Annotated in this window: 15 protein-coding genes; 6 read left to right on the plus strand and 9 right to left on the minus strand. The window is 69.8% G+C overall.

From position 1 onward, the window contains the following. Nucleotides 1-3: 3 nt before the first annotated feature. The 7 genes from A4W93_RS24070 to A4W93_RS24100 form a co-directional block, all read right to left on the minus strand. A complete protein-coding gene (locus A4W93_RS24070; protein ID WP_085753025.1) occupies nt 4-1,047 on the minus strand; it encodes a GGDEF domain-containing protein in 1,044 nt (347 codons plus the stop codon). 38 nt (nt 1,048-1,085) lie between these two features. Continuing rightward, nucleotides 1,086-7,679 (minus strand): hybrid sensor histidine kinase/response regulator, encoded by a 6,594-nt coding sequence (locus A4W93_RS24075; protein ID WP_085753026.1) that lies wholly within the window; start codon nt 7,677-7,679, stop codon nt 1,086-1,088. A gap of 76 nt (nt 7,680-7,755) precedes the next feature. Continuing rightward, nucleotides 7,756-10,065 (minus strand): methyl-accepting chemotaxis protein, encoded by a 2,310-nt coding sequence (locus A4W93_RS24080; RefSeq protein WP_085753027.1) that lies wholly within the window; start codon nt 10,063-10,065, stop codon nt 7,756-7,758. A gap of 70 nt (nt 10,066-10,135) precedes the next feature. Next, the gene (locus tag A4W93_RS24085; protein ID WP_085753028.1) at nt 10,136-10,654 is read right to left on the minus strand and encodes a chemotaxis protein CheW; all 519 of its coding nucleotides are present in this window, start codon (nt 10,652-10,654) and stop codon (nt 10,136-10,138) included. 47 nt (nt 10,655-10,701) lie between these two features. Continuing rightward, the gene (locus A4W93_RS24090; protein ID WP_056665926.1) at nt 10,702-11,067 is read right to left on the minus strand and encodes a response regulator transcription factor; all 366 of its coding nucleotides are present in this window, start codon (nt 11,065-11,067) and stop codon (nt 10,702-10,704) included. Nucleotides 11,068-11,144: 77 nt separating this feature from the next. After that, complete coding sequence (locus A4W93_RS24095) at nt 11,145-11,534, minus strand: response regulator (protein ID WP_085753029.1); 390 nt, start codon at nt 11,532-11,534, stop codon at nt 11,145-11,147. 90 nt (nt 11,535-11,624) lie between these two features. After that, nucleotides 11,625-11,789 carry a rubredoxin gene (locus tag A4W93_RS24100; RefSeq protein WP_085753030.1) on the minus strand — a complete coding sequence of 55 codons (165 nt, stop codon included), beginning with the start codon at nt 11,787-11,789 and terminating at the stop codon, nt 11,625-11,627. Nucleotides 11,790-11,972: 183 nt separating this feature from the next. Here A4W93_RS24100 and thiD point away from each other — a divergent pair, with 183 nt between their 5' ends. Genes thiD through mpl form a run of 3 tightly spaced genes read left to right on the plus strand, consistent with a single transcriptional unit; the run spans nt 11,973 to nt 15,614 of the window. Beyond that, nucleotides 11,973-12,914, plus strand: coding sequence for a bifunctional hydroxymethylpyrimidine kinase/phosphomethylpyrimidine kinase (gene thiD / locus A4W93_RS24105; RefSeq protein ID WP_085753031.1), 942 nt, complete (start codon nt 11,973-11,975; stop codon nt 12,912-12,914). Next, a complete protein-coding gene (hemL, locus tag A4W93_RS24110; RefSeq protein ID WP_085753032.1) occupies nt 12,904-14,220 on the plus strand; it encodes a glutamate-1-semialdehyde 2,1-aminomutase in 1,317 nt (438 codons plus the stop codon). The genes thiD and hemL overlap by 11 nt, the downstream gene beginning before the upstream one ends. A 41-nt stretch (nt 14,221-14,261) precedes the next feature. Next, entirely contained in the window at nt 14,262-15,614 is a 1,353-nt protein-coding gene (gene mpl / locus A4W93_RS24115; protein ID WP_085753033.1) for a UDP-N-acetylmuramate:L-alanyl-gamma-D-glutamyl-meso-diaminopimelate ligase, read from the plus strand. 9 nt (nt 15,615-15,623) lie between these two features. Here mpl and A4W93_RS24120 read toward each other — a convergent pair whose 3' ends face one another. Continuing rightward, the gene (locus A4W93_RS24120; RefSeq protein WP_085753034.1) at nt 15,624-16,499 is read right to left on the minus strand and encodes an alpha/beta fold hydrolase; all 876 of its coding nucleotides are present in this window, start codon (nt 16,497-16,499) and stop codon (nt 15,624-15,626) included. A 4-nt stretch (nt 16,500-16,503) separates the two neighbouring features. Further along, the gene (locus tag A4W93_RS24125; protein WP_169726584.1) at nt 16,504-19,197 is read right to left on the minus strand and encodes a zinc-dependent metalloprotease; all 2,694 of its coding nucleotides are present in this window, start codon (nt 19,195-19,197) and stop codon (nt 16,504-16,506) included. Nucleotides 19,198-19,293: 96 nt separating this feature from the next. On the opposite strand from A4W93_RS24125, the gene A4W93_RS24130 reads away from it, so the two are divergent. The 3 genes from A4W93_RS24130 to A4W93_RS24140 are packed head-to-tail and all read left to right on the plus strand — an operon-like array spanning nt 19,294 to nt 22,850. Further along, nucleotides 19,294-19,902 (plus strand): YqiA/YcfP family alpha/beta fold hydrolase, encoded by a 609-nt coding sequence (locus A4W93_RS24130; RefSeq protein WP_085753035.1) that lies wholly within the window; start codon nt 19,294-19,296, stop codon nt 19,900-19,902. A 35-nt stretch (nt 19,903-19,937) separates the two neighbouring features. Further along, nucleotides 19,938-21,986, plus strand: a complete 2,049-nt coding sequence (locus A4W93_RS24135) for a ribonuclease catalytic domain-containing protein (RefSeq protein WP_085753036.1) — start codon at nt 19,938-19,940, stop codon at nt 21,984-21,986. 3 nt (nt 21,987-21,989) lie between these two features. After that, nucleotides 21,990-22,850: an energy transducer TonB gene (locus A4W93_RS24140; RefSeq protein WP_174694895.1), complete on the plus strand. Its 861-nt coding sequence runs from the start codon at nt 21,990-21,992 to the stop codon at nt 22,848-22,850. The last annotated feature ends 14 nt before the right edge of the window (nt 22,851-22,864 follow it).

A 22,864-nucleotide genomic window follows, 5' to 3' on the forward strand; every position in this document is an offset into this window, starting at 1 on the left:
AGGTCAGAACAACTCGACGTCGCCGATCTTCGAGCCGTCTTCCAGCTCGCCACGCGCCACGAGGTCGGTGTGGCTCTGCACCTGGTCGCGGCCGTGCGCCTTCGCGAAGTACACGGCCTTGTCGGCGCGCTCGAACGCGGCGCTGGGCGTGTCACCGGGCTTGACCTCGGTGAAGCCGATGCTGATGGTGATGGAGCCCACCTGCGGGAACGGATAGGTCTTCGTGTTCGCGCGCATGCGCTCGAGGGCCTGGCGCGCGTCGTCGTCGGTGGCGCAGCGCATCAGCACCACGAACTCCTCGCCGCCGAAGCGGTACAGGCGGTCGTGGTAGCGGAAGCTGCTGCGCATCAGGCGCGACAGCAGCAGCAGCACCTCGTCGCCGATCAGGTGCCCGTAGTTGTCGTTGACGCTCTTGAAGTGGTCGATGTCGATCACGCCCAGCCAGTACCGGTGCGTGGAGGCCACGTGGCGGCGGCCGTCGGGCGACGTGGCCACGGCCATCGCCTCGGTCATCGGCGGCGAGTTGGTGGCCTTCAGGAAACTCTCGTCGAAGGTCTTGCGGTTGAGCAGGCCCGTCAGCGTGTCGCGTTCGCTGTAGTCGAGCAGGCCCTGGAAGTTGCGGTAGATGCGCAGGATGCTGCCCACCATGCGCACGTCCTCGTCCTTCAGCGGCGTGCGGCTCTCGATCTCCATGACGCCCACGACCTCGCGGTCGGTGCGCACGGGGAAGATGCTGCGGCTCAGGCTGCCGGGCAGCGTGACCACGCTGGTCTCGCCGGCCATGGCCTGCACGCGGGCGGGGAACAGGTCCAGGCGGGGCAGCGACTCGGTGTCGGCCCACACCGGGTCGGCCGTGGCCACCGCGTCGCTTTCACCCAGGCGCGCCCGGGTGATCCAGTGCTCCTGGCCGCGCTCGCCCACCACCCGGTAGATGGCCACCGAGATGGGGCGCAGCAGGTCCCGCAACGCGTTGACCAGCGTGACGTCCAGGATGTCCCGGTCCCGAAAACCGGTCATCTCCGCCAGGTGATCGACCAGTTGAGACATGGGGTACTGCGCGCCTCGGCAAAGCGTTGAAGGACGGATCAGGCAGGCGCCGCCACGGAGGTGGTGTACCGCGCGATCAATGCCAACAAGTCTTCCTCGGAATAGGGCTTGCCGAGGTAGTGGTCTACACCCAGTTCGGCCGCGTAATCGCGGTGCTTTTGCGCAATCCGCGACGTGATCATGATGATCGGCAGGTCGCTCATGCGGGCATCACCGCGGATGTTGCGGGCGAGGTCGAAGCCGTCCATGCGCGGCATCTCGATGTCGCTCAGCACCACCTGCGGCCGTTCCTCGGCCAGGCGTTCGAGCGCTTCGATGCCGTCCTTGGCCAGCGTGACGCGGAAGCCTTCGCGGGTCAGCAGGCGCTGCGTGACGCGGCGCACCGTGAGCGAATCGTCCACCACCAGCACGAGCGGTGCGAGGTGCTGGTGCGCCTCTTCCACCGTGGGCTTGACCACCTGCTGCTCCGGCGACAGGCGCGCGGCCTGCGTGGCCTGGCGTGCGGCATCGCCGTACAGCGTGGCCAGCGCCACCGGGTTGTAGATCAGCGCGACCGAGCCGGAGGCCAGCAGCGTCATGCCCGCGAGACCCGGCAGGCGCGACAGCTGCGGCCCGAGGTTCTTCACGACCACTTCCTGCGTGCCCAGCACTTCGTCGACGTGCAGTGCGACGCGCTGCTGCGCGCTTCGCACCACCACGACCGGACGGGTGCGGCCGGCTTCGCCGCTGACCGGCGTCTGCTGCAGCAGCGCGCCGAACCAGAAGAACAGCATGGACCGTTCGGCCAACGTGTAGCTGCCCGACTGGTACGCGTGCTCGATCTCCTCGACCGACAGGCGGCGCACGATCTCGATCAGCGTGGCGGGCACGGCCACGATGCTGTCGCCGCAGCGGAGCATCACGACCTGCGTCACCGCGGTGGTCAGCGGCAGCACCAGCGTGAAGCCGGTGCCCTGGCCTGCGGCCGTGGCGGTCTCGATGCGGCCGCCCATGGCGTTCACCTCGGAGCGGACCACGTCCATGCCGACGCCGCGGCCGGCGAGTTCGGTCACCGTCTCGGCGGTGGAGAAGCCCGGCATGAAGATCAGGTTGGCGAGTTCGCCGTCGCTGTGTTCGCTGCCCGGGGCGATGAGGCCCATCTTCTCGGCCTTGTCACGGATGCGCGAGAGGTTCAGGCCGGCGCCGTCGTCGCGGAACTCGACGCCGACTTCGTTGCCTTCCTGGCGCAGCACCACGACGATGTTGCCGACCGGGTCCTTGCCCGCAGCCGTTCGGACCTCGGGCGACTCGATGCCGTGCGTGACGCAGTTGCGCAGCAGGTGTTCGAAGGCCGGCGTCATCCGGTCGAGCACGCCGCGGTCGATTTCGATCGAGCCGCCGATGATGTCGAGGCGGACCTGCTTGCCGGTTTCCTTCGCGGCCTGGCGCACGACCCGGTACAGGCGGTCGGACTGGCTTTCGAATTCGACCATGCGGGTGCGCAGCAGGTCGTCCTGCAGGTCACGCGTCAGGCGGGCCTGGGCGGCCAGTTCGTCTTCCGTGGTTTCCAGCGTGCGCTGGAGCGAGCGCTGCACCGTGGCCACGTCGTTGACGGACTCGGCCATCATGCGCGTCAGTTCCTGGAAGCGCGTGAAGCGGTCGGACTCGAGCGGGTCGAAGGTCTCGTGGGCGGCCTTGGCGGCCTCCTGGCGCGAGATCATCTGCGTTTCGGCCTGGAACTCGATGTCGCGCAGCTGCTGGCGCAGGCGCTCCAGGTTGTCCGTCAGGTCGCCGAGCGAACCGCGGATGTTGCCGACCTCGGCCTCGATCCGCGAACGCGTGATGCTGACCTCACCGGCCTGGTTCACCATGCGTTCGAGCAGCGGACCGCGCACGCGCACGGCGGCGTTGGCCGCGGCCACCGGCTGGTGGGTGGGCGTGTCGAGGTCCGGGGCGCTTTCGGCGAAACGCGACCAGTCGATCTCGTTGGAGACCGGGGCGGCGGGCGGCAGGTCCACCAGCGGCGCGGCGGCCGTGTCGGACGCGGCGGCGTGCACGATGGGCACCACCGACACCGGCTCGATCACCGGCAGCGCGGGGATGGCTTCGAGGGCGGCGGGCGTGGTGTGCGGCTCGACGGCCACCACCGGCTCCTCGGCCGTGGGCGTGTCGAGGGCTTCTTCTGCCTCGGCGTAGGCCTGGGCGTCGCGCGACTTCAGCGCTTCGAAGGCGCCGCTCAGCGCGTCGGCGCGGGACTCGAGGCGTTCGACGTCGGCCGCCGTGGCGTTCTCGGCCTGCAGCAGGTGCTCGATGGCGGTCTCGAGGCGGTGCGCCATTTCGCCGAGGCGCATGGCGCCGGCGAGGCGGGCACCGCCCTTGAGCGTGTGCAGCGTGCGCATGCACGACGCGGCGTGGGCGTTGTTCTCGGGCTGGCGGGTCCAGTCGCGCAGGGCGGCGGACAGCTGCGGCAGCAGTTCCTCGGCCTCTTCCTCGAAGATCGGGAAGAGTTCGGCGTCGACCGCGTCGACGGCGTCGATGTCCTCGTCGTCTTCGTCGCGGTCGGCACGGAACGGCGCGGCGGAGGCCACGGGTGCGGCCACCGGCAGCGGCGTGAAGGCCTTGAACTCGGCCTGGCCCAGTTCACCCGGTTCGGGCAACGAGCCGAAGGCGGATTCGCGGGCTTCGGCCGGAGCCTGGGCCGCAGGTTCGAACGCGGGTTCCGGCAGCCGCTCGGCTGCGGGCTGCACTTCGGGCAGCGCCAGCGCCTCGGCTTCCGCGGCCTGCAGGTCGACCTCGAGGGCTCCCGGGCGGGTGTCCTGCACCGGCACGTCGGCCGCGGGCGGTGCGGCCTCGGCCAGCGCCTCGGTCAACGACTCGGGTTCGGCGTCGAGCAGCAGGTCGGGTTCGTCGTCGCCACGCGCGGCCTGCGCGTCGACGGCGGCGTTGGCTTCTTCCAGGCGGCGTGCCGAGCTGACCTCGTGTTCGGCGAGACGCTCGAGCAGTTCCGGCGCCGGGGCCTTCAGGAAACCGGCGGCGAACTGGTGCAGCAGGCGGCGGACTTCTTCCGCGGCCTCGACGAACAAGCGGCCTTCTTCCGGCGTGCCATGGCCGATGGCCTGCGAGCGCATCAGCGCGTGTTCGAGCGTGCGGGCGAGCTGCGACAGGTCGGCGAAGCCCACCGTGGCGGAACTGCCGGCCAGCGAGTGCGCGAGCGCGATGGGCATCTCGCCCACCGGGCGGTGCAGCTCCATCGCCCACTCGGCCACTTCCGTGGTGAGCTTGCGCGACAGCTCGTCGGCTTCGTTCAGGTAGATGTTGAACAGCGGGATGCTGATGCGCAGCGGGCCGACGATGCGGACCTGGTCGTCGTCGACGAACGGGGCCGGCTCTTCGACGGCGGCCTCGATGGCCTCCACGGCCTCGGCGAATTCGATGGTCTCGGGTTCGCCGGCCGGCTCGGCGGCGGCCACGGGCACGGCGTCGTCGAACGGGATGTCGAGGTGGTCGATCTCGGCGGCGGGGAAGTCGACGAGTGCACCCGGTGCGGTGTCCTGGCGCGGTTCGATGACCGTGCGCTCCTCGGCGACGGGCGCGGCTGCGACGGCGGGCACGGCATCGCCGAACACGTCGTCACCGAGGTCGAGTTCGATCAGTTCCACCGACTCGGCGGCGGGCAGCGCGTCGAGTTCGACGGCCTGCGGCACGTCCAGCGACGACAGCACGGCTTCTTCAGCCGGCAGGCCGGCCGTGAGGTCGACCACCGGCGCATCGGCCGGCTCGGCCGCGGGCGGCACGGTGACCGGCGGGGTGTCGTCGAAGGCACCCAGGTCGAGGTCGAAGCTGAGTTCCGGCAGGGCCTCGGCGACCGGCACGGCCGCGGCTTGCACCGGCGCTTCGGGCGGGATGTCGGCGACGGGCGCCAGATCGAGGTCGAGGTCGAACGACTCGATGGTCTCGACGGCCTGGGCCACCGGCAGTTCGGGGGTTTCGACCGGCGCGGGCGCCGGAGCCACCACGGGCGCCTCGGCGGGCGTGTCGAGCGCCAGCGACATCAGGGGCAGCGCGGCCGCCTCGGCGGACGGCGTGGCGATGTCGCCGACGGGTTCGCCGCGGCCGAAGGCTTCGGCCGCCTTCACGAGCGGGCCGGACTTCCAGCCATGGGCGGTCTGGTTCGCGATGGCCTCGATCCAGTCGGCGAGGTGGTTCAGCGCCTTGTGGGAGAAGTCGAGCAGGGCCGGCGTGGCGGCGTTCTGTCCGGCGAGCCAGGTGTTGTAGAGCTGTTCGCAGGCCCAGGCCGCGTCACCGAACTCCTTCAGCCCGACCATGCGGGAACTGCCCTTGAAGGTGTGGAACGCGCGGCGCACCGCGGTGAGTTGTTCGACGTCGCCGGGGGCGGCGGCCAGCTGGGCGAGCGAATCGCGCGCCTCGCCGACCTTCTCGCGCGCTTCCTCGAGGAAGATCTCGCGCATCTCGGGGTCGTCGGCCAGGTCGGCGCCCGGGGCGCTGGCGGCGGGGGCCGCGACCGGCGCAGCCACCGGGGCCGGCGCGGGTGCGGGAGCGGATTTCGCGGCCGGCAGCGGCAGCGGGTCGAGCGCGACGGCATCGCCGGCGGTGATGACGAAGTCGTTGAGGGCTTCGGAGAGCTGCTCGCGGGCCTCGGTGACCTCGGCCAGACCCTGGGCCTGTTCGATGTTGTGCTGGGCCTGCTCGATGGTGGCGACGAGGCCGGCCTGGTCGGCGGCTTGTGCTTCCTGCTGCAGGTGTTCGAGTTCGTTCGACAGCGCGTCGAGCGGCATGCGTTCGCTGACGGCGGCCTCGGCCAGGGCCTGGGCCTGCTCGATCACGCGTGGCTCGACCGTGGGCGCCATCTTGGGCACCGCGAGGTTCGTGGCGCTGCGCGCGGCGGCGCTGCGGCCCATCAGCGGGCTCAGCGCGCCGGTGAGGGGGTCGAACACGAACAGCGACTTGGCGACCTGCGGCTGCGCGCCGAGCATGTCGATCAGGAAGCCGAGCGCGCCGAGGTTGCCGGCGAGACGGTCGAAGGTGCCGGACTGCACGACACCCTGCGGGTCCACTTCGGTGGCGATCAGGCCTTCGACGTCGTCGCGCATGCGCAGCAGCGCCTGCGTGGCCTGGTCCATGCCGAGCACGGACATCACGCCGCGCATCGACGACAGCTGGCCGGGCACCGGCATCAGCACGTCGCGTTCGGCGGGCTTGCGGAAGAACTGGTCGATCTGCTTCTCGACCTCGGCGAGCGAGGAGCGCAGCTCCTGCACGACGCTGCCCATGGTCTGGCGGTCGGACACGCGGCGGTACAGCTCCTCCATCCACGCTTCGAGCGGGTCGGGAGTCTGGCCGGAACGCACGCCGGCGATGCGCTGCGCGAGGCGGCGCACGCGCTGGGCCTGCTCGGGGTGGTCGAAGTCGGTGTCTTCGAGCGAGGACTCGAGGTACAGCACGCTGGTGGCGACTTCCATCGCGAGCGGCGTCTCGGGCGCGGCCCCGCTCTGCTGCGTCTGGAGGATGGCCTGCTGGAGTTCGTCGGCGAGCACCTCGCCGCTCGGGTAGAGGCGGCGCAGCGAATCGCCCACGAGCGAGAACTGCTCGGAGAGTCCGCCGAGGCGATGCATTTCACCGCCGGCAACGCCGGACCAGGCGTCCTTCGCGCTCGACACGCGCTTCTTCGCCTGCGCGACCCACGCGGGGTCGTAGCGGCCGAGGCGGCTGACTTCGTAGTCGACCGGCACGTGGGACTCGAGGTCGTAGGCCTGGCGCACGGCCGCGAGGCGCGGCGCACGGCCATCGGCCGGCGTGGGGGTCTGGGCGCAGAAGAACAGCAGGTCCTGCGCGAGGCGTTCGGAGACTTCGTTGTCGCCACGCTCGAAGATGCGCAGTTGCGCGAGCAGGCGCGAGGCCACGCGCTTGCCGAACACGTCGGCCTGCAGCAGGCCCTGGGCCTGCGACTGGAAGAAGGCGCCAGCGAGCTTCCACAGCGTGGACGCGGCGAGGTCGGACGCACCGGCACCGAGGCCCGCGCACAGGTCGCTCATGCGGCCCGCGGCGGTGGCCTGCTGGCCGCGCATCAGCAGCAGCATCTGCTGCTCCATCTCCGTGCGGGCGGACGCGTCGGCCGGGCGCGGGGTCACGCCCGGCTCGGACGGCACTTCACGCCACTGCCAGTCGAAGACCCACAGGTCGGCCGGGTGCACCCGGTCGGCACCGGCCACGGCCTGCACGTCGCGGTAGCGCGGGAACAGTGCGAGCGGCGAGAGCGGCTTGCCGGCGAGCAGGCGCTGCAGGTAGTCGAGCAGCGCGAAGGAGGTCTGTTCGATGACGTCGACGTCGGCCGAGGTCATCTTCTGCGGTTTCAGCACGAAGCGCTTGACCGCGGATTCGCTGGCGCGAAGCACGCTGGCCACGGCCGGCAGGCCGACGAGTTCGAGGGCACCCACGCCCTGGTGGATCTGCTGGTGCGCGGTGCGCAGCACGGCGGGATCGACGGCATCGACGTCGGAGCCGCTGACGGCCTCGGCATCCTTGACGAAGCGGCGAAGCGCCTTGTGGGCAGCCTCCAGGGAGCGGCGCAGTTCTTCCTGCACCCACGCCAGTGCGCTCAGGTCGTCGGTGGTTTCGCTGTGGTTGTCGCTCATCGTGGCCTGTGTGCGTTTGGCTTCGAACCGGGGATCAGTCCGCGGCGCATGGGTTCATGGCCGCGGGATTCTCCGGTCAGTCGATCTTGAACCGTGCAACCGATTGCTTCAGTTCTTCAGCGGTACGGGACAGCTCGCGCACCATCTGGGCGGTGGACCGGGTACCTTCACCGGTCTGCTCCGTCACCGCGAAGATGTGCTGGATGTTCGCGGCCACCACGTTCGCCGATTCGGCTTCGCGGAGCGCCTGGTTGGAAATCTGTCCGATCAGGTCGGCGAGCTGGCGCGACACGCGGTCGATGTCACCCAGTGCGCTACCGGCCGCGTCAGACAGCCGGGTACCTTCCACCACCCCTTGCGTGGAGCGTTCCATGGCGCCCACCGCGTCCTGGGTGTCGGTCTGAATGGTCTTCACCAGCGCCGCGATCTGGCGCGTTGCGTCGCCGGAGCGTTCAGCGAGTCGTTGCACTTCTTCCGCAACCACCGAGAAGCCTCGGCCGGCTTCACCGGCGGAGGCCGCCTGGATGGCGGCGTTCAGTGCCAGCACGTTCGTCTGTTCCGTAATGTCCGAGATCAGTTCGGTGATTTCACCGATCTCCTGCGAGGATTCGCCCAGACGCTTGATGCGCTTGGAGGTTTCCTGGATGTGGTCGCGGATGGAGTTCATACCGCCGATGGTGTTCTGCACCGCGGTCAGACCGGATTCAGCGGCCTGCAGCGATTGACGGGCCACCTGGGCGGTCTGCTGGGCTTGCGCGGACACGTCGTTGATTCGGTTCGCCATCTGGAGCACCGACTCGCCGGTTTCGCGAATCTCGCGGAGCTGCTCGTCGGAGGCGGCGAGCAGTTCGGTCGACGTGGCTTCCACCTGCTGCGTGGTTTCGGTCACCCGACCCACCGTGCCCTGCACCTGCGACACCAGGGTACGCAGTTCTTCCACCGTGTAGTTCACCGAGTCGGCGATGGCGCCCGTGATGTCTTCCGTCACGGTGGCTTGTTGCGTCAGGTCACCTTCAGCAACCGTCTGCAGTTCGTTCATCAATCGCAGAATGGCGGCCTGGTTCGCGTCGTTGACGCGCTTGGCTTCCTGTTCCTGGCGTTCGGCTTCGAGTCGTTGCGTTTCGGCGAGGGCGGCACGTTGGCGCTGGTCGCGCAGCGAGAGTTGCACGAGGCCGGCACCGCCGGCGGCCAGCACGGCGGCCGACAGCAGCAGCAGGATCAGCGTGCTGGTGGAGAAGCCGGTTTCGTCGCCGAGGCCGGACTGGACCTTCTCGAGGCCGATGCGCAGCGGTTCGCTGTCCTTGATGATGGCGGCTTGCGCTTCACGAGCGGACACCAGGCCCTGCAGGTTGCCCAGAATGGAGCCGGCTTGAACACGGGTCTCTTCGTACAGGGCGAGCAGCGCGGTGAGGCGCTCCTTGGTCTGCGGTTCCTTCGTACCCGGCAGGCGCAGTTCCTGGTTGCCGGTCAGCAGGCCGTCGGCGATTTCCTTGAACGAGTTCAAGTCCTTGCCGAGCAGGAACACGGCTTCGGGGCTCACGCCTTCCATCGTCAGGAATTCGTTGGCGGACTTGCCGATGCGCTGGGTCAGCATCACGAGCTGGCCCACGGCGGAGATTTCAGCGGAGGAGGCGTCCTGCTGCAGCTTCAGCGACGACACCGTTTCGGCGATTTCGAGCAGGTCGGACGACTGGCGGTTGATGGCGCGGAGCGCCTGACCCACCTGCGTCAGGATCTGCTGCTGGCCCAGCACGGTCTTCGCGTTCTTTTCGGCGGCGTCGACGAGCGGGAGCAGCGGCGCGAGTTCGGTCTGGACCGAGGCCGGTGCGGCGCTCAGTTCGCCGTCACCGGTGGCCAGGCCGCGCACGTTGCGCGCCAGCACCTCGGTGGATTCCTTCACTTCCGGGAAGGCGGACGCGGAGCCGATCAGGGCCTGCGACACCGACTTCGCGAGACGCTGCGACTGCATCAGCGCCTGGCCGGAAGCACCCACCTGGGCCGCGCCCTTGGTGGCGGAGAAGATGGACGCCGTGGCGGTGATCAGCAGGCCGGCGAGGCCCACCAGCACCATCGCGACGAGCACCCGCTGCTGCGTGCCCACCGGCTGGTCGCCGATGATGGGCAGGCCGGTGCCGGAGCCGCTGACGCCGTCGGCCGACGGCATGCGCGTGTCGGCGAAGTCGGCGATCTCGGACGGCGCCGCCTCGGTGATGATCGAGGAGTCCATCTGGGCCGTGGCCGCGGCGGAGCGCGGTTCAGCGGCCGGCCGCGTTTCTTCGTGCATGGGCACGTCGAGTGCGATCACGTCATTGAGCGGCAGATCGGAGTTGCCTCCGTCCTCGTCCCGCCCCTTGCCCTTGCCTTTGATTTTGTCCAGGAAGCCCATAAGTTCCTCGTTCCGTCTTATCTCGGTACCACTAACACACTGTCAGGATGGGTTGTGCGCTTGTGGCGCGTCAGCCCGCGATTCTCAGAAATGCCGCTTCGTTGGCGAGCGCCGCGAGGTTGAGTTCTCGCCACAGCCGATTGCCTTCGTCGCGGTAGTGACCACCGACGAAGGAAGGGCGGGCTTGACCGTCGTCGGCCTGCAGCGTGAGCTGCTCCGCGCTGCGCAGGCCGGCGAGCCGGTCCACGAGCACCGCGGAATTGATGTTCAGCGTGGTGTTGAAGGCCACGAACCAGCTCTGGTCGCGGCCGGCCTCGTTCCCGCGGATGCCGAGGAAGCCCGCCAGGTCGACCACGCCGTGCAGGCGACCCCGCAGGTTGGCGACACCGAGGAACCAGCGGCTCGTGTACGGCACGGGCACGGTGGGACCGAACGGGAAGATCTCACCGGCTTCCTGCAGCGGAAACAGAAAACCGTGGCCGCCGCTTTCGACGGCCAACCACGATTTGCCACGCTCTTGCGTTCGAGCTGCCCGCAGCCGGTCGGCCAGGCGGGTCTGTAGCTCGCGCAGTGCTTCCTTATTGGCCATTCACACCTGCCTCTGGAACGAGAAGGGGGTCATTGTGAATGACCGGTTCAGTCGAAGGCCTTGATCTTGGCCATCAATTCGTCGGCATCGACGGGCTTGACGATGTAGTCGCGTGCGCCCTGGCGCATGCCCCACACGCGGTCGGTTTCCTGGTTCTTGCTGGTGCACATGATCACGGGCACGTCGGTGAACCGGGCGTCGCGGGTGATGGCGCGCGTGAGCTGGAAGCCGTTCTGGCCGGGCATCACCACGTCCATCAGGATCAGGTCGGGCTTTTCCTCGGCGAGACGGCGCATGGCGTCCTCGCCGTCCTCGGCGGTGCGCACGGAAAAACCGCGCTTCGTCAGCAGGTCGGACAGGAAGTGCAGTTCCGTCTTCGAGTCGTCAACCAACAGGATCTTCTTGATCGGCATATCGTTCTCCATCTGGCGGCGCGGGGTCACCGCGCCTCATGGGGACAAGGCCTCGCGGCCCGGTCCCGTGCGTTGTGTCAGGCCTTCAGCCGGTACTGCTCGACGGCCTGAAGCAACTGGTCTTTCGTGAAAGGCTTGGTGAGGTAGGCCTCGGCGCCCACCATGCGCCCGCGCGCCTTGTCGAACAGGCCGTCCTTCGAGGACAGCATGATCACCGGCACGCCGGAGAAGGTGGGGTTGCGCTTGATGATCGCGCAGGTCTGGTACCCGTCCAGGCGCGGCATCAGGATGTCGCAGAAGATCAGGTCGGGGTGCAGGTCGTTGACCTTCGCGAGCGCGTCGAAACCATCCTCGGCGAGCAGGACGTCGTAGCCGCCCTGCTTCAGGAAGATGTCGGCGCTGCGCCGGATGGTGTTGCTGTCGTCGATGACCAGCACCTTGATGCCTGCTGCGGCTTCATTGCTCACCGGGAATCTCCTCTGTGCCTCGTTCGCGTGGCTGCCAACTACTTTTCCGGGCCACCGGTGTGTTCGGGTGAGACGGTCCAGGCCAGATCGTCAGATCTGGACCATCTCGAAATCTTCCTTGCGGGCGCCACACTCCGGACAGGTCCAGTTCATGGGGACCTGGTCCCAGGGGGTGCCGGGCGCGATGTCGTGATCGGGGTCGCCCGTGGCTTCGTCATAGATCCAGCCGCAGATCAGGCACATCCAGGTCCGCATCGTGGTCGCGTCTTTACTCACGTTATTCTTTACCAAGCTCACTACAATGAGGAAAGATTGTAGCCACGCAAAATGCCAAAAATGCGATGGTTTTTAGGTACATACGCCACATTCCTCACGTTTGTCTAGAAGTTCCCGGCGATCCCGGTCACTCCCTTCGCTCCATCTGACGGAAGCCTTTCCATGACCGCTGACGCTCCCGTGTCCGACCCCAACGACCCCTCCCAGGAAGGCGTGGGGCCGGCCTGCGTGATGACCTTCAACGCCACCGATCCCAGCGGGGCCGGCGGCCTCGCGGGGGACATCGCCACCATCGCCGCCATGGGCGCCCATGCGCTGCCCGTGGTCACCGCCATCGTGCTGCGCGACACCGCCGAGGTGTTCGACCACAGCGTGATCGACGCCGACGTGGTCGTCGAACAGGCCCGCAGCATCCTGGAGGATGTCACCATCTCCGCCTGGAAGGTGGGGTTCCTGGGATCCGCGGAGGGTGTCAGCGCCGTGGCCGAGGTGCTCTCCGACTACCCGGACGTGCCGCTCGTGGCCTACATGCCCAACCTGTCCTGGGTCGAGGAAGACGACCAGGCGGCCTACCTCGACGCCTACCGCGAGCTGGTGCTGCCGCAGGCCGAGGTGCTCGTGGGCAGCCACCAGACCCTCACCGACTTCCTGCTGCCCGAGTGGAACAACGACCGCCCGGCCTCGCCGCGCGAACTCGCGGTGGCCGCCGCCGAACACGGCACGCGCTTCGTGCTCGTGAGCAGCGTGCCCCTGCCCGACCAGTTCCTCGACAACGTGCTGGCCTCGCCCCAGGGCGCCATCACCGGCGAGAAGTTCGAACGCTTCGAGGTGAGCTTCGTGGGCGCCGGCGACACGCTGGCCGCCTCGCTCGCCGCCCTGCTGGCCTCGGGGGCCGAGCTGCACGCCGCCGTCGGCGAGGCGCTCGCGTTCCTCGACCAGTCGCTCGACGCGGGCTTCCGCCCCGGCATGGGCAACGTCATCCCCGACCGCTTCTTCTGGGCCCTGCCCCCGGGCGAGGAGGAGGAAGGCGACGGCGGCCCGGCGGCCGACACGGGCGCGGCCGACGACGACAACCTGCCCAAGGACCCGCGGCATGTCCACTGAGCCCCGCTCGACCCTGACCAACGACTCCCTCTTCGAACGTGCCCGCCGGGTGATCCCCGGCGGTGTGAACTCGCCCGTGCGCGCCTTCCGCGCCGTGGGCGGCACACCGCGGTTCATCCAGCGCGCCGAGGGTGCGTACATGATCGACGCCGAGGGCCGGCGCTACATCGACTACATCGGCTCCTGGGGCCCGATGATCCTCGGCCACGGCCACCCCGCGGTGGTCGAGGCGGTGCAGAAGGCCGTGCTCGAGGGCTTCTCGTTCGGCGCCCCCACCGAACGCGAGATCGAACTCGCCGAGGAAATCCTGAAGCTCGTGCCCACGATGGATCAGGTGCGCCTGGTCAGCTCGGGCACCGAAGCCTGCATGAGCGCGCTGCGCCTCGCGCGCGGCGCCACCGGCCGCCCGAAGATCATCAAGTTCGAGGGCTGCTACCACGGCCACGCCGACTCGCTGCTCGTGAAGGCCGGCTCCGGCCTCGCCACGTTCGGCCACCCCACCAGCGCCGGCGTGCCGCCCGAGGTGGTGCAGCACACGCTCGTGCTCGAGTACAACCACATCGGCCAGATCGAGGAAGCCTTCGCACGCGACGGCAGCCAGATCGCCTGCGTGGTGATCGAACCCATCGCCGGCAACATGAACTTCGTGCGCGCGAGCGTGCCGTTCATGAAGCGCGTGCGTGAACTGTGCGACCAGCACGGCGCGCTGCTCGTGTTCGACGAGGTCATGACCGGTTTCCGCGTGGGCCTCGGCAGCGCGCAGGGGATCTACGCCAAGGCGCTGCCGGGCTTCGCGCCCGACATCAGCGTGTTCGGCAAGGTGATCGGCGGCGGCATGCCGCTGGCCGCGTTCGGCGCGCGCCGCGCGGTGATGGAACAGCTCGCGCCGCTCGGCCCCGTCTACCAGGCCGGCACGCTGTCGGGCAACCCGGTGGCCACCGCCTGCGGCCTCGCCACGCTGAAGGAAATCCAGAAGCCCGGCTTCTTCGAGGACCTGGCGGCCCGCACCCGCACGCTGCTCGACGGCCTGCTGGGCGCCGCGCGCGACAACGGCGTGCCGATGGTGGGCGACTGCGAAGGCGGCATGTTCGGCTTCTTCTTCACGAAGGCCGGCGAAGGCCTGCCGCAGAACTACCCCACGGTGATGGCGACCGACAAGGAACGCTTCAACACCTTCTTCCACGGCCTGCTCGACCGCGGCGTGTACCTCGCCCCGGCGCTGTACGAGGCCGGCTTCGTCAGCGCGGCGCACACCGCCCGGGACATCGACGACACCGTGGCCGCGGCCCGGATCGTGCTTCGCTGAAGGCCACCGCGCCGCCCGCGCGGCGCCACCGATACACCCCCATGCACATCCACATCCTAGGCATCTGCGGCACCTTCATGGGCGGCCTGGCCGCCCTCGCGCGCGAAGCCGGCCACCGCGTGACCGGCTGCGACGCGGGCGTCTACCCGCCCATGAGCGACCAGCTCCGCGCGCTCGGCATCGACCTGATCGAAGGCTTCGATGCCGACCAGGTGAAGCTCGCACCCGACCTGTTCGTGATCGGCAACGTCGTCTCGCGAGGCAACCCTTTGATGGAAGCCATCCTCGACGCCAACCTCGCGTACACCAGCGGCCCGCAGTGGCTCGCCGACAACGTGCTGCGCGGCCGCCACGTGCTGGCCGTCGCCGGCACGCACGGCAAGACCACCACCACGTCGATGCTCGCGTGGATCCTCGACCAGGCCGGCCTGGACAACGGCTTCCTGGTGGGGGGCGTGCCGCAGAACTTCGGCGTGTCCGCGCGCCTGGGCGGCGGCAGCCCGTTCGTCATCGAGGCCGACGAGTACGACACGGCCTTCTTCGACAAGCGCAGCAAGTTCGTGCACTACCGGCCGCGCACGGCCATCCTGAACAACCTCGAGTTCGACCACGCCGACATCTTCCCGGACCTGGCCGCCATCGAGACCCAGTTCCACCACCTGGTGCGCACCGTGCCGGCCTCGGGCCGCCTCGTCGTGAACGCGCGCGAGGAATCGCTGCAGCGCGTGCTGGAGCGCGGCTGCTGGAGCGAGGTGGTGCGGTTCGGCGTGCGCAAGGAAACGCCCGGCGCGCTGCGCGCCCGCGGCGAACCCCATGCCTTCGACGTGCTGCGCGGCAGCCTGAAGATCGCCCGCGTCGACTGGCCGCTGCTCGGCGAACACAACCAGCTCAACGCGCTGGCGGCCATCGCCGCGGCCGAACACGTGGGCGTGGACCCCGAGGTCGCCGGCAAGGCCCTGGCCACCTTCCAGAACGTGCGCCGTCGCCTGGAACTGAGCGGCGAGGCCGGTGGCGTGAAGGTCTACGACGACTTCGCCCACCACCCCACCGCCATCCGCACCACCATCAACGGCCTGCGCCGCAAGGTGGGCGACAGCCAGCGCATCCTCGCCGTGTTCGAGCCCCGCTCCAACACGATGAAGCTCGGCACCATGAAGGCCATGCTGCCGTGGTCGCTGGAAGAAGCCGACCTGTCGTTCTGCCACCAGGGCAACCTCGGCTGGGACGCGCGCGAGGCGCTCGCGCCCATGGGCGACAAGGCCATCGTGGCCGACACCATCGACGCGCTGGTCGCGGCCGTGCGCAAGGAAGCGCGGCCGGGCGACCACGTGCTGTGCATGAGCAACGGCGGCTTCGGCGGCATCCACGGCAAGCTGCTCGCGGCGCTCGCCTGACGTCGCGCCTCAGCCGAGCAGGAAGCCCCGCACGAGGTCCCCGGCGTTCGCCGGGTCCTCCTGCATGAAGCAGTGCCCGCCCGGCACCTGCATCGCGCGCACGTGGCGGTTCACCCGGCCCGCACGGCGCGCCGCCCGCGCCACGAACGGGAAGCTCCGCTCTCCGTGCAGCAGCAGCGTGGGCTTCGCGATGGCCTTCACCGACGGCCACAACCGGGCCGGCGACGACGAGAAGATCTCGGCCTCGAGCCACGGCGCGCACTTGAGCGCCACCTCGCCCGCGTCGTCGCGCAGGCCGTGGGCCACGAAGGCCCGCAGCGCATCGTCGGTCCACGTCTTGTAGGCACCGCGCCCGTGCAGCGCCTCGAAGGCGGCCTCGCGGTCCGGCCACTGCGCGCGGCGCCGGGCCGCGCCCTTGGCGAGCGGGTTGTGGCGGGACAGGCCCAGTGCCTCCATGCCCTTGAGCATCGCCAGCATCGCGGGCGGGAACAGCACGGGGTCGAGCAGCACCAGCCGCTCGAACGGTTGCCCCGGCAGCGCGGCGATCAGCACGGTCAGCACACCGCCGAAGCTGTGGCCGGCCGCATGCACCGGCACGCCGCCGTACAGCGCGCGGTGTGCCTGGAACGCGGCCAGCGCCGCCAGGGCGTTGCGGTTCCAGCCGGCGAAGTGTTCACCGGGGTCGCTGTCGCCATGGCCCTGCAGGTCGCACAGCCACAGGTCGAAATGCTCGGCGAGCCTCGCCAGCATGGGGTCGTACGTGCGCCCGCACAGGCCGTTGCCGTGCAGGAAGTGGAGCACGGGTTTGCCCGAGGGCGGCGAACGCCAGCCGCGCAACGCGGGGGCACCGCTGCCCGGCGCATGGGACCAGGGGACGAGGTCCACGGCGTCAGGTCCGCGTCATCGAGGCCTTGAGCGCCTCGGTCAGCAGGCCCAGGCTGTCCTGCAGGTGGGCGCGGGACTCGATCGACAGACCCGGCCGCGCCGCCGCGGTGCGCAGCGACGCCTGCAGCTCGGTGGCACGGTACCGCACGAGGCTCAGCGCGTCGGGTGGCAGCGGGCCACCGCGGACCAGCAGCGCCTGCACGCGCTTCAAGTGCTCGCGCTGCAGGTTGCGGCGCAGGCCGTCGATCTCGCGGCCGGTCTTGAGTTCGCTCCACACCGCGTCCTGCAGCGTGCCGTACACCTCGGCGAGCGAGATGATGCCCTTGCGCTTCGCCGGCTCCACGTACAGCGGCAACTCCAGCACGCGCGTGGCGGTGCCGGCGCTCATCAGGCGGTCGAGCGCGATGGTCTGCACCGACAGCACCGAGCCCGGGATGCTCACCGGCCCCGTGCGCTCCCATTCGTTGTAGTCGGGCGCGAGGCTCGCGAGGAACCGCGGCTGGAAGCGGAAGCTGTCGGCGCTGAAGATGCCCTGCGTCAGGAAGCGCAGCGCGTCGCGCTGCTTGGCCGGGTCCACCGGCACGTAGGTGGGCCGGGTGCCGGTGCCGGGCAGCTCGCGCGTGGTGTTCATGCCGCCCACGTACTTGCCGACGAGCGTGGTGCTCGCCTGCAACTGGCGGAAGCCGCTCAGCAGCACGCGGCGCGCTCGGGTGAGGTCGTCGCCGGGTTGCTGCGGCCGGGCCTGCACCCGCTGCCACAGCTCGCGCGAGAGTTCGAGCCGGCGGCGGTAGTAGGCGAGCGGGTCGTCGCCCAGGTCGAAGCGGTTGACGAGCGGGTCGACCCCGTCGTTCGAGGCCTCGACGTCGTCGGCGTACGCGAGCAGCGGGTCGGTGCCGCTGCGGGCGGCGATGCGCCCGAGTTCGGCGGCTTCGTCGGCCGGCGCGACGGGCTTGTACGCGTACTCGATGGCCCAGTAGTCGTACGGCCCGAGCGTGGTGTTGTTCAGCGTGCTGGGCCGCTCGCCGGCCAGCGGCAGGTTGTAGGCGTTGTAGTCCATCACCGAGCCCGAGAGCCCGTGCGACTCGGTGAACGCCGCGTCGCGCAGCTGCGAGCGCGTGACCACGGTGGACGCCTTGAAGTTGTGCTTCAGCCCGAGCGTGTGGCCCACCTCGTGGGTGATGGTGTCCTTGATGACGGACTGCACCAGCGCCTCGGCCTCGGGGCCGTCGGGTGCGAGGTCGCCGCGCGCCTCGAGCAGGTCGAGCGCGAAGTCCATCTCGGCGCGGGCCTCCTGGGCGTAGTCGCAGGCGGCCTCGTGGCCGTGGTCGTGTGCCACCGGGGCCGCGCCGATGTCCTCGACCAGCACGCGCCGCGCGCTGCGGCCGAAGACGTCGCTCATCGCGATGTCGGCGTCGATGATCTCGCCGGTGCGCGGGTCGGACTGGTGCGGCCCCACGGCCATGCCGGCATCGCGGCCCACGAACCAGCGGATGGACGCGTGGCGGGCGTCGAGCGTGTCGAAGTCGTCGCCGTCCTGCTGCTGGCGCACGACGATCGCGTCGCGGAAGCCGATCTTCTCGAAGGCCTTGTTCCACTCGAGCACGCCCGCCTCCACCGACTTGCGGTAGCGCAGCGGGATGTTCTTGTCGAGCCAGTAGACGATGGGCTCCTTCGGCGGCGACAGCTCGGCCGCCGGGTCGGCCTTCTCCAGGCGCCAGCGCGCGATGTGGTGGACACGCGCGTTGTAGCGCAGGTCGTTGCTGAAGTCGGTGTACGGGTCGGTGAAGTGGCCGAGGCGCGGGTCGGCGCGGCGCGGCACCATCGGCTGCTCGGGCAGCTTCGTGAAGCTGTAGACGTGGCCCACGAAGAGGCTGCGCGGATCGGGCAACGCGGTGGGCGGCGGCACGGCGGTGGGGACCGGCACCAGCGGCGGCGCGGGCATCCGGGCCATGCCGTAGTGCAGGCGCACGGCGACGGTCGCGAGGTCGTCGGTGGCGCGGGTCTTCTCGAAGAACGAGTTGCCGCGGTCGAGCGTGTACGGCAGGCGGTACGCGGTGTCGATGCGCGTGGCGTAGCCCGGGAGGTCGGCGAGCAGGAAGGCCGCGTCGACCAGCACCGACTTGCGTTCGGGATGCGGGGCACTCGCGATCGTGGCCGAGGCCAGCAGGCTGTTCGAGAAGCCCTGCTCCACCACGAGCTTCATCTGCGGGTTGGTGGCGACGAAGTCGGTGTTCAGCGCGACGAGCTGGAGCTGCGTGGCGCCGATGCGGCGGAAGCTCGCGAGCCACGAGGTCCCCATCTGGGCCGCGTACAGGCCGCGCTCGCCCACGGAATGCGAGACGTTGGTGGAGAAGAGGAACGGCTTGTCGAGCAGGTCGACGGGCACCTCGAGCCAGAGCTTCTCGTCCTTGCGCCACAGCGACAGGAACCCGGCCTGGCGCGTGGCGCCCTTGACGACGTCGTCGAACGGGCGCGGCGCCGCGGGATCGGGGCGCGCGGTGGGCGCGGAGGCCCCCGAGGCCGGGGCCTGGGGCAACGACGGCGTCGCCGTGGCGAACCGGGGGGCCACGGGTGCGGCCGCGGGGGCCGCCGCAGCCGGTGCGCCCGGCGGCGCGACCGTGGCGCACCCGGACAGCACGAGGGCCGCCAGCGGCAGCAGGGCGAAACGACGGGGGACGGCGAGGTGCACGAAGTTCACGAAGGGTCCTGGAGATCGGTTGGGGCGGCTGGCCAAGCGAGTGTAGAGGCCCGCTCCGGACCGGAGTTCAGCCGCCCCGTTGCTAGACTGTGCCGTATGCCGCAAGCCTCCCCCCCGGTCACCCACCTGCTGTACCTGCACGGGTTCCGTTCGTCGCCGCAGTCCGCGAAGGCGAAGCAGATGGCCGCCTGGGTCGCGTCGCGTGCGCCGAAGGTCACCTGGTGGTGCCCGCAGCTGCCGCCGTCGCCGCGCGAGGCCGTCGACCAACTGCTGCAGGGCATCGCCGGCTGGCCACGCGACCGCATGGGCATCGTCGGCAGCTCGCTCGGCGGGTTCTACGCCACGGTGCTGGGCGAGCGGATCGGCTGCCCCACCGTCGTGCTGAACCCGGCGGTGGACCCGGCCCGCGACCTCGCGCGCCACATCGGCGAGACCACGCAGTGGCACAGCGACGACACGTTCTTCTTCCGGGAGGAATACGTCGACGAACTCCGGGCGATGACCCCGGGCGCCCTCGCTGTTCCATCTCGTTACTTCGCCGTGATCGCCACCGGCGACGAGGTGCTCGACTGGCGCGAGATGAGCGAGCGCTACCGCGGCGCGCACCTGCGCATCGTGGAAGGCAGCGACCACGGCCTCACCGACTTCGACGAGCACCTGCCACACGTGCTGCGTTTCCTCGGGCTGGTTCCTGGCAGGGACTGAACGAACCGGGCGCCGTTCAGGCGACAATCCCCTTCATGTATGCACTGTTCGATGACGCCGGGAAGTTCCTCGCCGGCCGCGTGATGTCGGAGACGGACACGTCCGCCCAGGTGGAACTCGACTCCGGCAAACGCGTGAAGGTGAAGGCAGCCAACGTGCTGCTCAAGTTCGAGAAACCCGCCCCGGCCGAGCTGCTCGCCGAAGGGCAGCGCCTGGCCGCGGACATCGATCTCGACCTGGCCTGGGAATTCGCCCCCGACGAGGAATTCGGCTTCGCCGACCTCGCCCGCGACTACTTCGACGCCGGCGCCGGCCCCACGCAGCAGGCCGCCGCCCTGTTCCGCCTGTTCGAGGCACCGCACTACTTCCGGCGTGCCGGCAAGGGCCTCTTCAAGAAGGCTCCGGAAGAGATCGTCAAGGCCGCGCTGCTGGGCATCGAGCGCAAGAAGCAGCAGGCCGCCCAGATCGAGGCGTGGGCCGACGAGCTGATCGCCGGCCAGTGCCCCGCGCCCGTGCGCGAGCAGCTCTACAAGATCCTGTTCAAGCCCGACAAGAACGCGTCCGAGTACAAGGCCGTGGTCGAAGCCTCGCGCCGCGCCCACCGCGCGCCGCTCGACCTCCTGACCGCCGCCGGGGCCATCGACTCGCCGTACCAGTTCCACTGGCGCCGCTTCCTGTTCGAGAACTTCCCGAAGGGCACCGGCTTCCCGGCGCTGCAGGCCCCGGCCATCAAGGACACACTGCCGCTCGCGCCCGTCCAGGCGTTCTCGATCGACGACTCGCAGACCACCGAGATCGACGACGCGCTCTCCGTGCAGGGCCTCGGCTCCGGCACCGTCGTGTTCGGCGTGCACATCGCCGCGCCGGGCCTGGCCTTCGGGCCCGAGACCCCGCTCGACAAGGTCGCCCGCGACCGCCTGTCCACCGTCTACATGCCCGGCTACAAGCTGACCATGCTGCCGGACGAGGTGGTGCAGGCCTACACGCTGCAGGAAGGCCGCGACTGCCCGGCCGTCTCGCTGTACGTGACCTTCGACGAGGCCACGCTCGCCGTCCAGGGCTTCGAGACGAAGCTCGAGCAGGTGCCCATCGCGGCGAACCTGCGCCACGACCAGCTCGACACCGTGATCACCGAGGCCACGCTGACCGGCGCCGCGCCGGCCGGCTACGGCTTCGCGCCCGAGCTGGCCTTCGCCTACCGCCTCGCCCAGCACCTGAAGGCCGGCCGTGAAGTCGCCCGCGGCAAGCCCGAGAACTTCAACCGCCCCGACTACAACTTCCGCCTCGACGGCAACGCCGGCGCCGAACCGAAGGGCGACGAGACGGTGGCCATCAGCACCCGCACGCGCGGCTCGCCGCTCGACCTGATCGTGGCCGAGGCCATGATCCTCGCGAACAGCACGTGGGGCGGCTGGCTCAACGAGCTGGGCGTGCCGGGCATCTACCGCAGCCAGGCCAGCATGGCCCCGGGCGTGAAGGTGCGCATGAGCACGAAAGCCGCACCGCACGCCGGCATGGGCGTGGCGCAGTACACCTGGGCCACGTCGCCGCTGCGCCGCTACGTCGACCTCGTGAACCAGTGGCAGATCATCGCGTGCGCCCGCCACGGCCGCACCGCGCTGCTGGCCGCGGCGTTCAAGCCGAAGGACGCGGCGCTGTTCTCCATCATCTCCGGCTTCGACGAGGCCTACACCGCGTACAACGGCTTCCAGAACGGCATCGAACGCTACTGGACGCTGCGCTACCTCGCCCAGAACGGCCTCGACGAACTCGACGCGGCGGTCATGAAGGACGGCCTCGTGCGCGCCGACACGCTGCCGCTCGTGTTCAAGGCCATCGGTGCCGAACGCCTGCCCCGCGGCGCCCGCGTTCGCGTGAAGGTCAACGGCACCGACCTGCTGACCCTCGACGTGCAGGCGAGCGTGCTCGCCCGCATCGACGACCCGTCCACGACCGACGACGACGCGGCGGTGGAGGACAGCGAACTGGAAGACGTGTCCGCCGGCCCGCTGACGCTGGCCATCGACGTCCAAGGCGACAATGGCGCCGAGGACTCCCCGGCGCCCGCCGCCCCCACTCCCTGAACCATGCTGAAAAAAGTCTCGGCCCTGACCGTCGCGATCGGCATCTCGGTGAGCGTGCACGCCGTGCTGCTCACCGTGCGCCTGGTGGACCCCGAAGGGTTCAACCGGTTCTTCGAGGACACCCCGCTGGAGGTGATCCTCGTGAACGCCCGGTCGAACGAGGCGCCCGTGAAGGCCCAGGCCATCGCGCAGGCGAACCTGGCGGGCGGGGGCGAGTCGGCCGCGGGACGGGCCACGTCGCCGCTGCCGTCGGAGTCGTTCACCGAGATCGGCGACGCCCACCAGGACAGCCGCAAGCAGATCGAGGAGCTGCAGGAGGCCCAGCAGCAGTTGCTGGCCCAGCTGCGGCGCGAACTCGCGTCGCTGCCGCCGCCCGACCCGAAGCGCGACCGCGGCGACCCGCAGGAGCGCGCGAAGGAAGAGCAGCGCCGCCAGCGCCTGGAGATGGTGGCCGAGATCGAGAAGCGCATCAACGCCGAGAACGCCCGCCCGAAGCGGCGCTTCATCAGCCCGAGCACGCGCGAGGAGGTCTACGCCCTCTATTACGACCAGCTGCGCCGCAAGATCGAGGAGCGCGGCACGCGCAACTTCCCCGAGCAGAACGGCAAGCGCCTCTACGGCGACCTGACCATGATGATCACGGTCGACTACCGCGGCCAGGTCGTCGAGACCGAGGTGGTGCGCCCCTCGAAGAACGCGCTGCTCGACAAACGCGCCATCGCCATCGTGCAGGCGGCCGCACCGTTCGGGTCGTTCACCACCGCGATGCGCCGGGGTGCCGACCAGCTCGTCATCACGTCGCGCTTCCGCTTCAGCCGCGAGGACGGCCTCGAGACCACGCTGAGCGCCCCGCAGCAGCAGTAACCCACTTTCCCTGA

Origin of the sequence: Piscinibacter gummiphilus, assembly GCF_002116905.1 — a bacterium.
GTDB classification, from domain to species: Bacteria; Pseudomonadota; Gammaproteobacteria; order Burkholderiales; family Burkholderiaceae_C; genus Rhizobacter; species Rhizobacter gummiphilus.

Excerpts from the sequence above, each read along its gene's own strand:
- A4W93_RS24100 (WP_085753030.1), bottom strand. The coding sequence starts at position 11,789 with ATGCGGACCTGGATGTGCCTGATCTGCGGCTGGATCTATGACGAAGCC.
- A4W93_RS24075 (WP_085753026.1), bottom strand. The coding sequence starts at position 7,679 with ATGAGCGACAACCACAGCGAAACCACCGACGACCTGAGCGCACTGGCG.
- A4W93_RS24140 (WP_174694895.1), top strand. The coding sequence starts at position 21,990 with ATGCTGAAAAAAGTCTCGGCCCTGACCGTCGCGATCGGCATCTCGGTG.
- A4W93_RS24080 (WP_085753027.1), bottom strand. The coding sequence starts at position 10,065 with ATGGGCTTCCTGGACAAAATCAAAGGCAAGGGCAAGGGGCGGGACGAG.
- A4W93_RS24130 (WP_085753035.1), top strand. The coding sequence starts at position 19,294 with ATGCCGCAAGCCTCCCCCCCGGTCACCCACCTGCTGTACCTGCACGGG.
- mpl (WP_085753033.1), top strand. The coding sequence starts at position 14,262 with ATGCACATCCACATCCTAGGCATCTGCGGCACCTTCATGGGCGGCCTG.
- thiD (WP_085753031.1), top strand. The coding sequence starts at position 11,973 with ATGACCGCTGACGCTCCCGTGTCCGACCCCAACGACCCCTCCCAGGAA.
- A4W93_RS24070 (WP_085753025.1), bottom strand. The coding sequence starts at position 1,047 with ATGTCTCAACTGGTCGATCACCTGGCGGAGATGACCGGTTTTCGGGAC.
- hemL (WP_085753032.1), top strand. The coding sequence starts at position 12,904 with ATGTCCACTGAGCCCCGCTCGACCCTGACCAACGACTCCCTCTTCGAA.
- A4W93_RS24090 (WP_056665926.1), bottom strand. The coding sequence starts at position 11,067 with ATGCCGATCAAGAAGATCCTGTTGGTTGACGACTCGAAGACGGAACTG.
- A4W93_RS24135 (WP_085753036.1), top strand. The coding sequence starts at position 19,938 with ATGTATGCACTGTTCGATGACGCCGGGAAGTTCCTCGCCGGCCGCGTG.
- A4W93_RS24085 (WP_085753028.1), bottom strand. The coding sequence starts at position 10,654 with ATGGCCAATAAGGAAGCACTGCGCGAGCTACAGACCCGCCTGGCCGAC.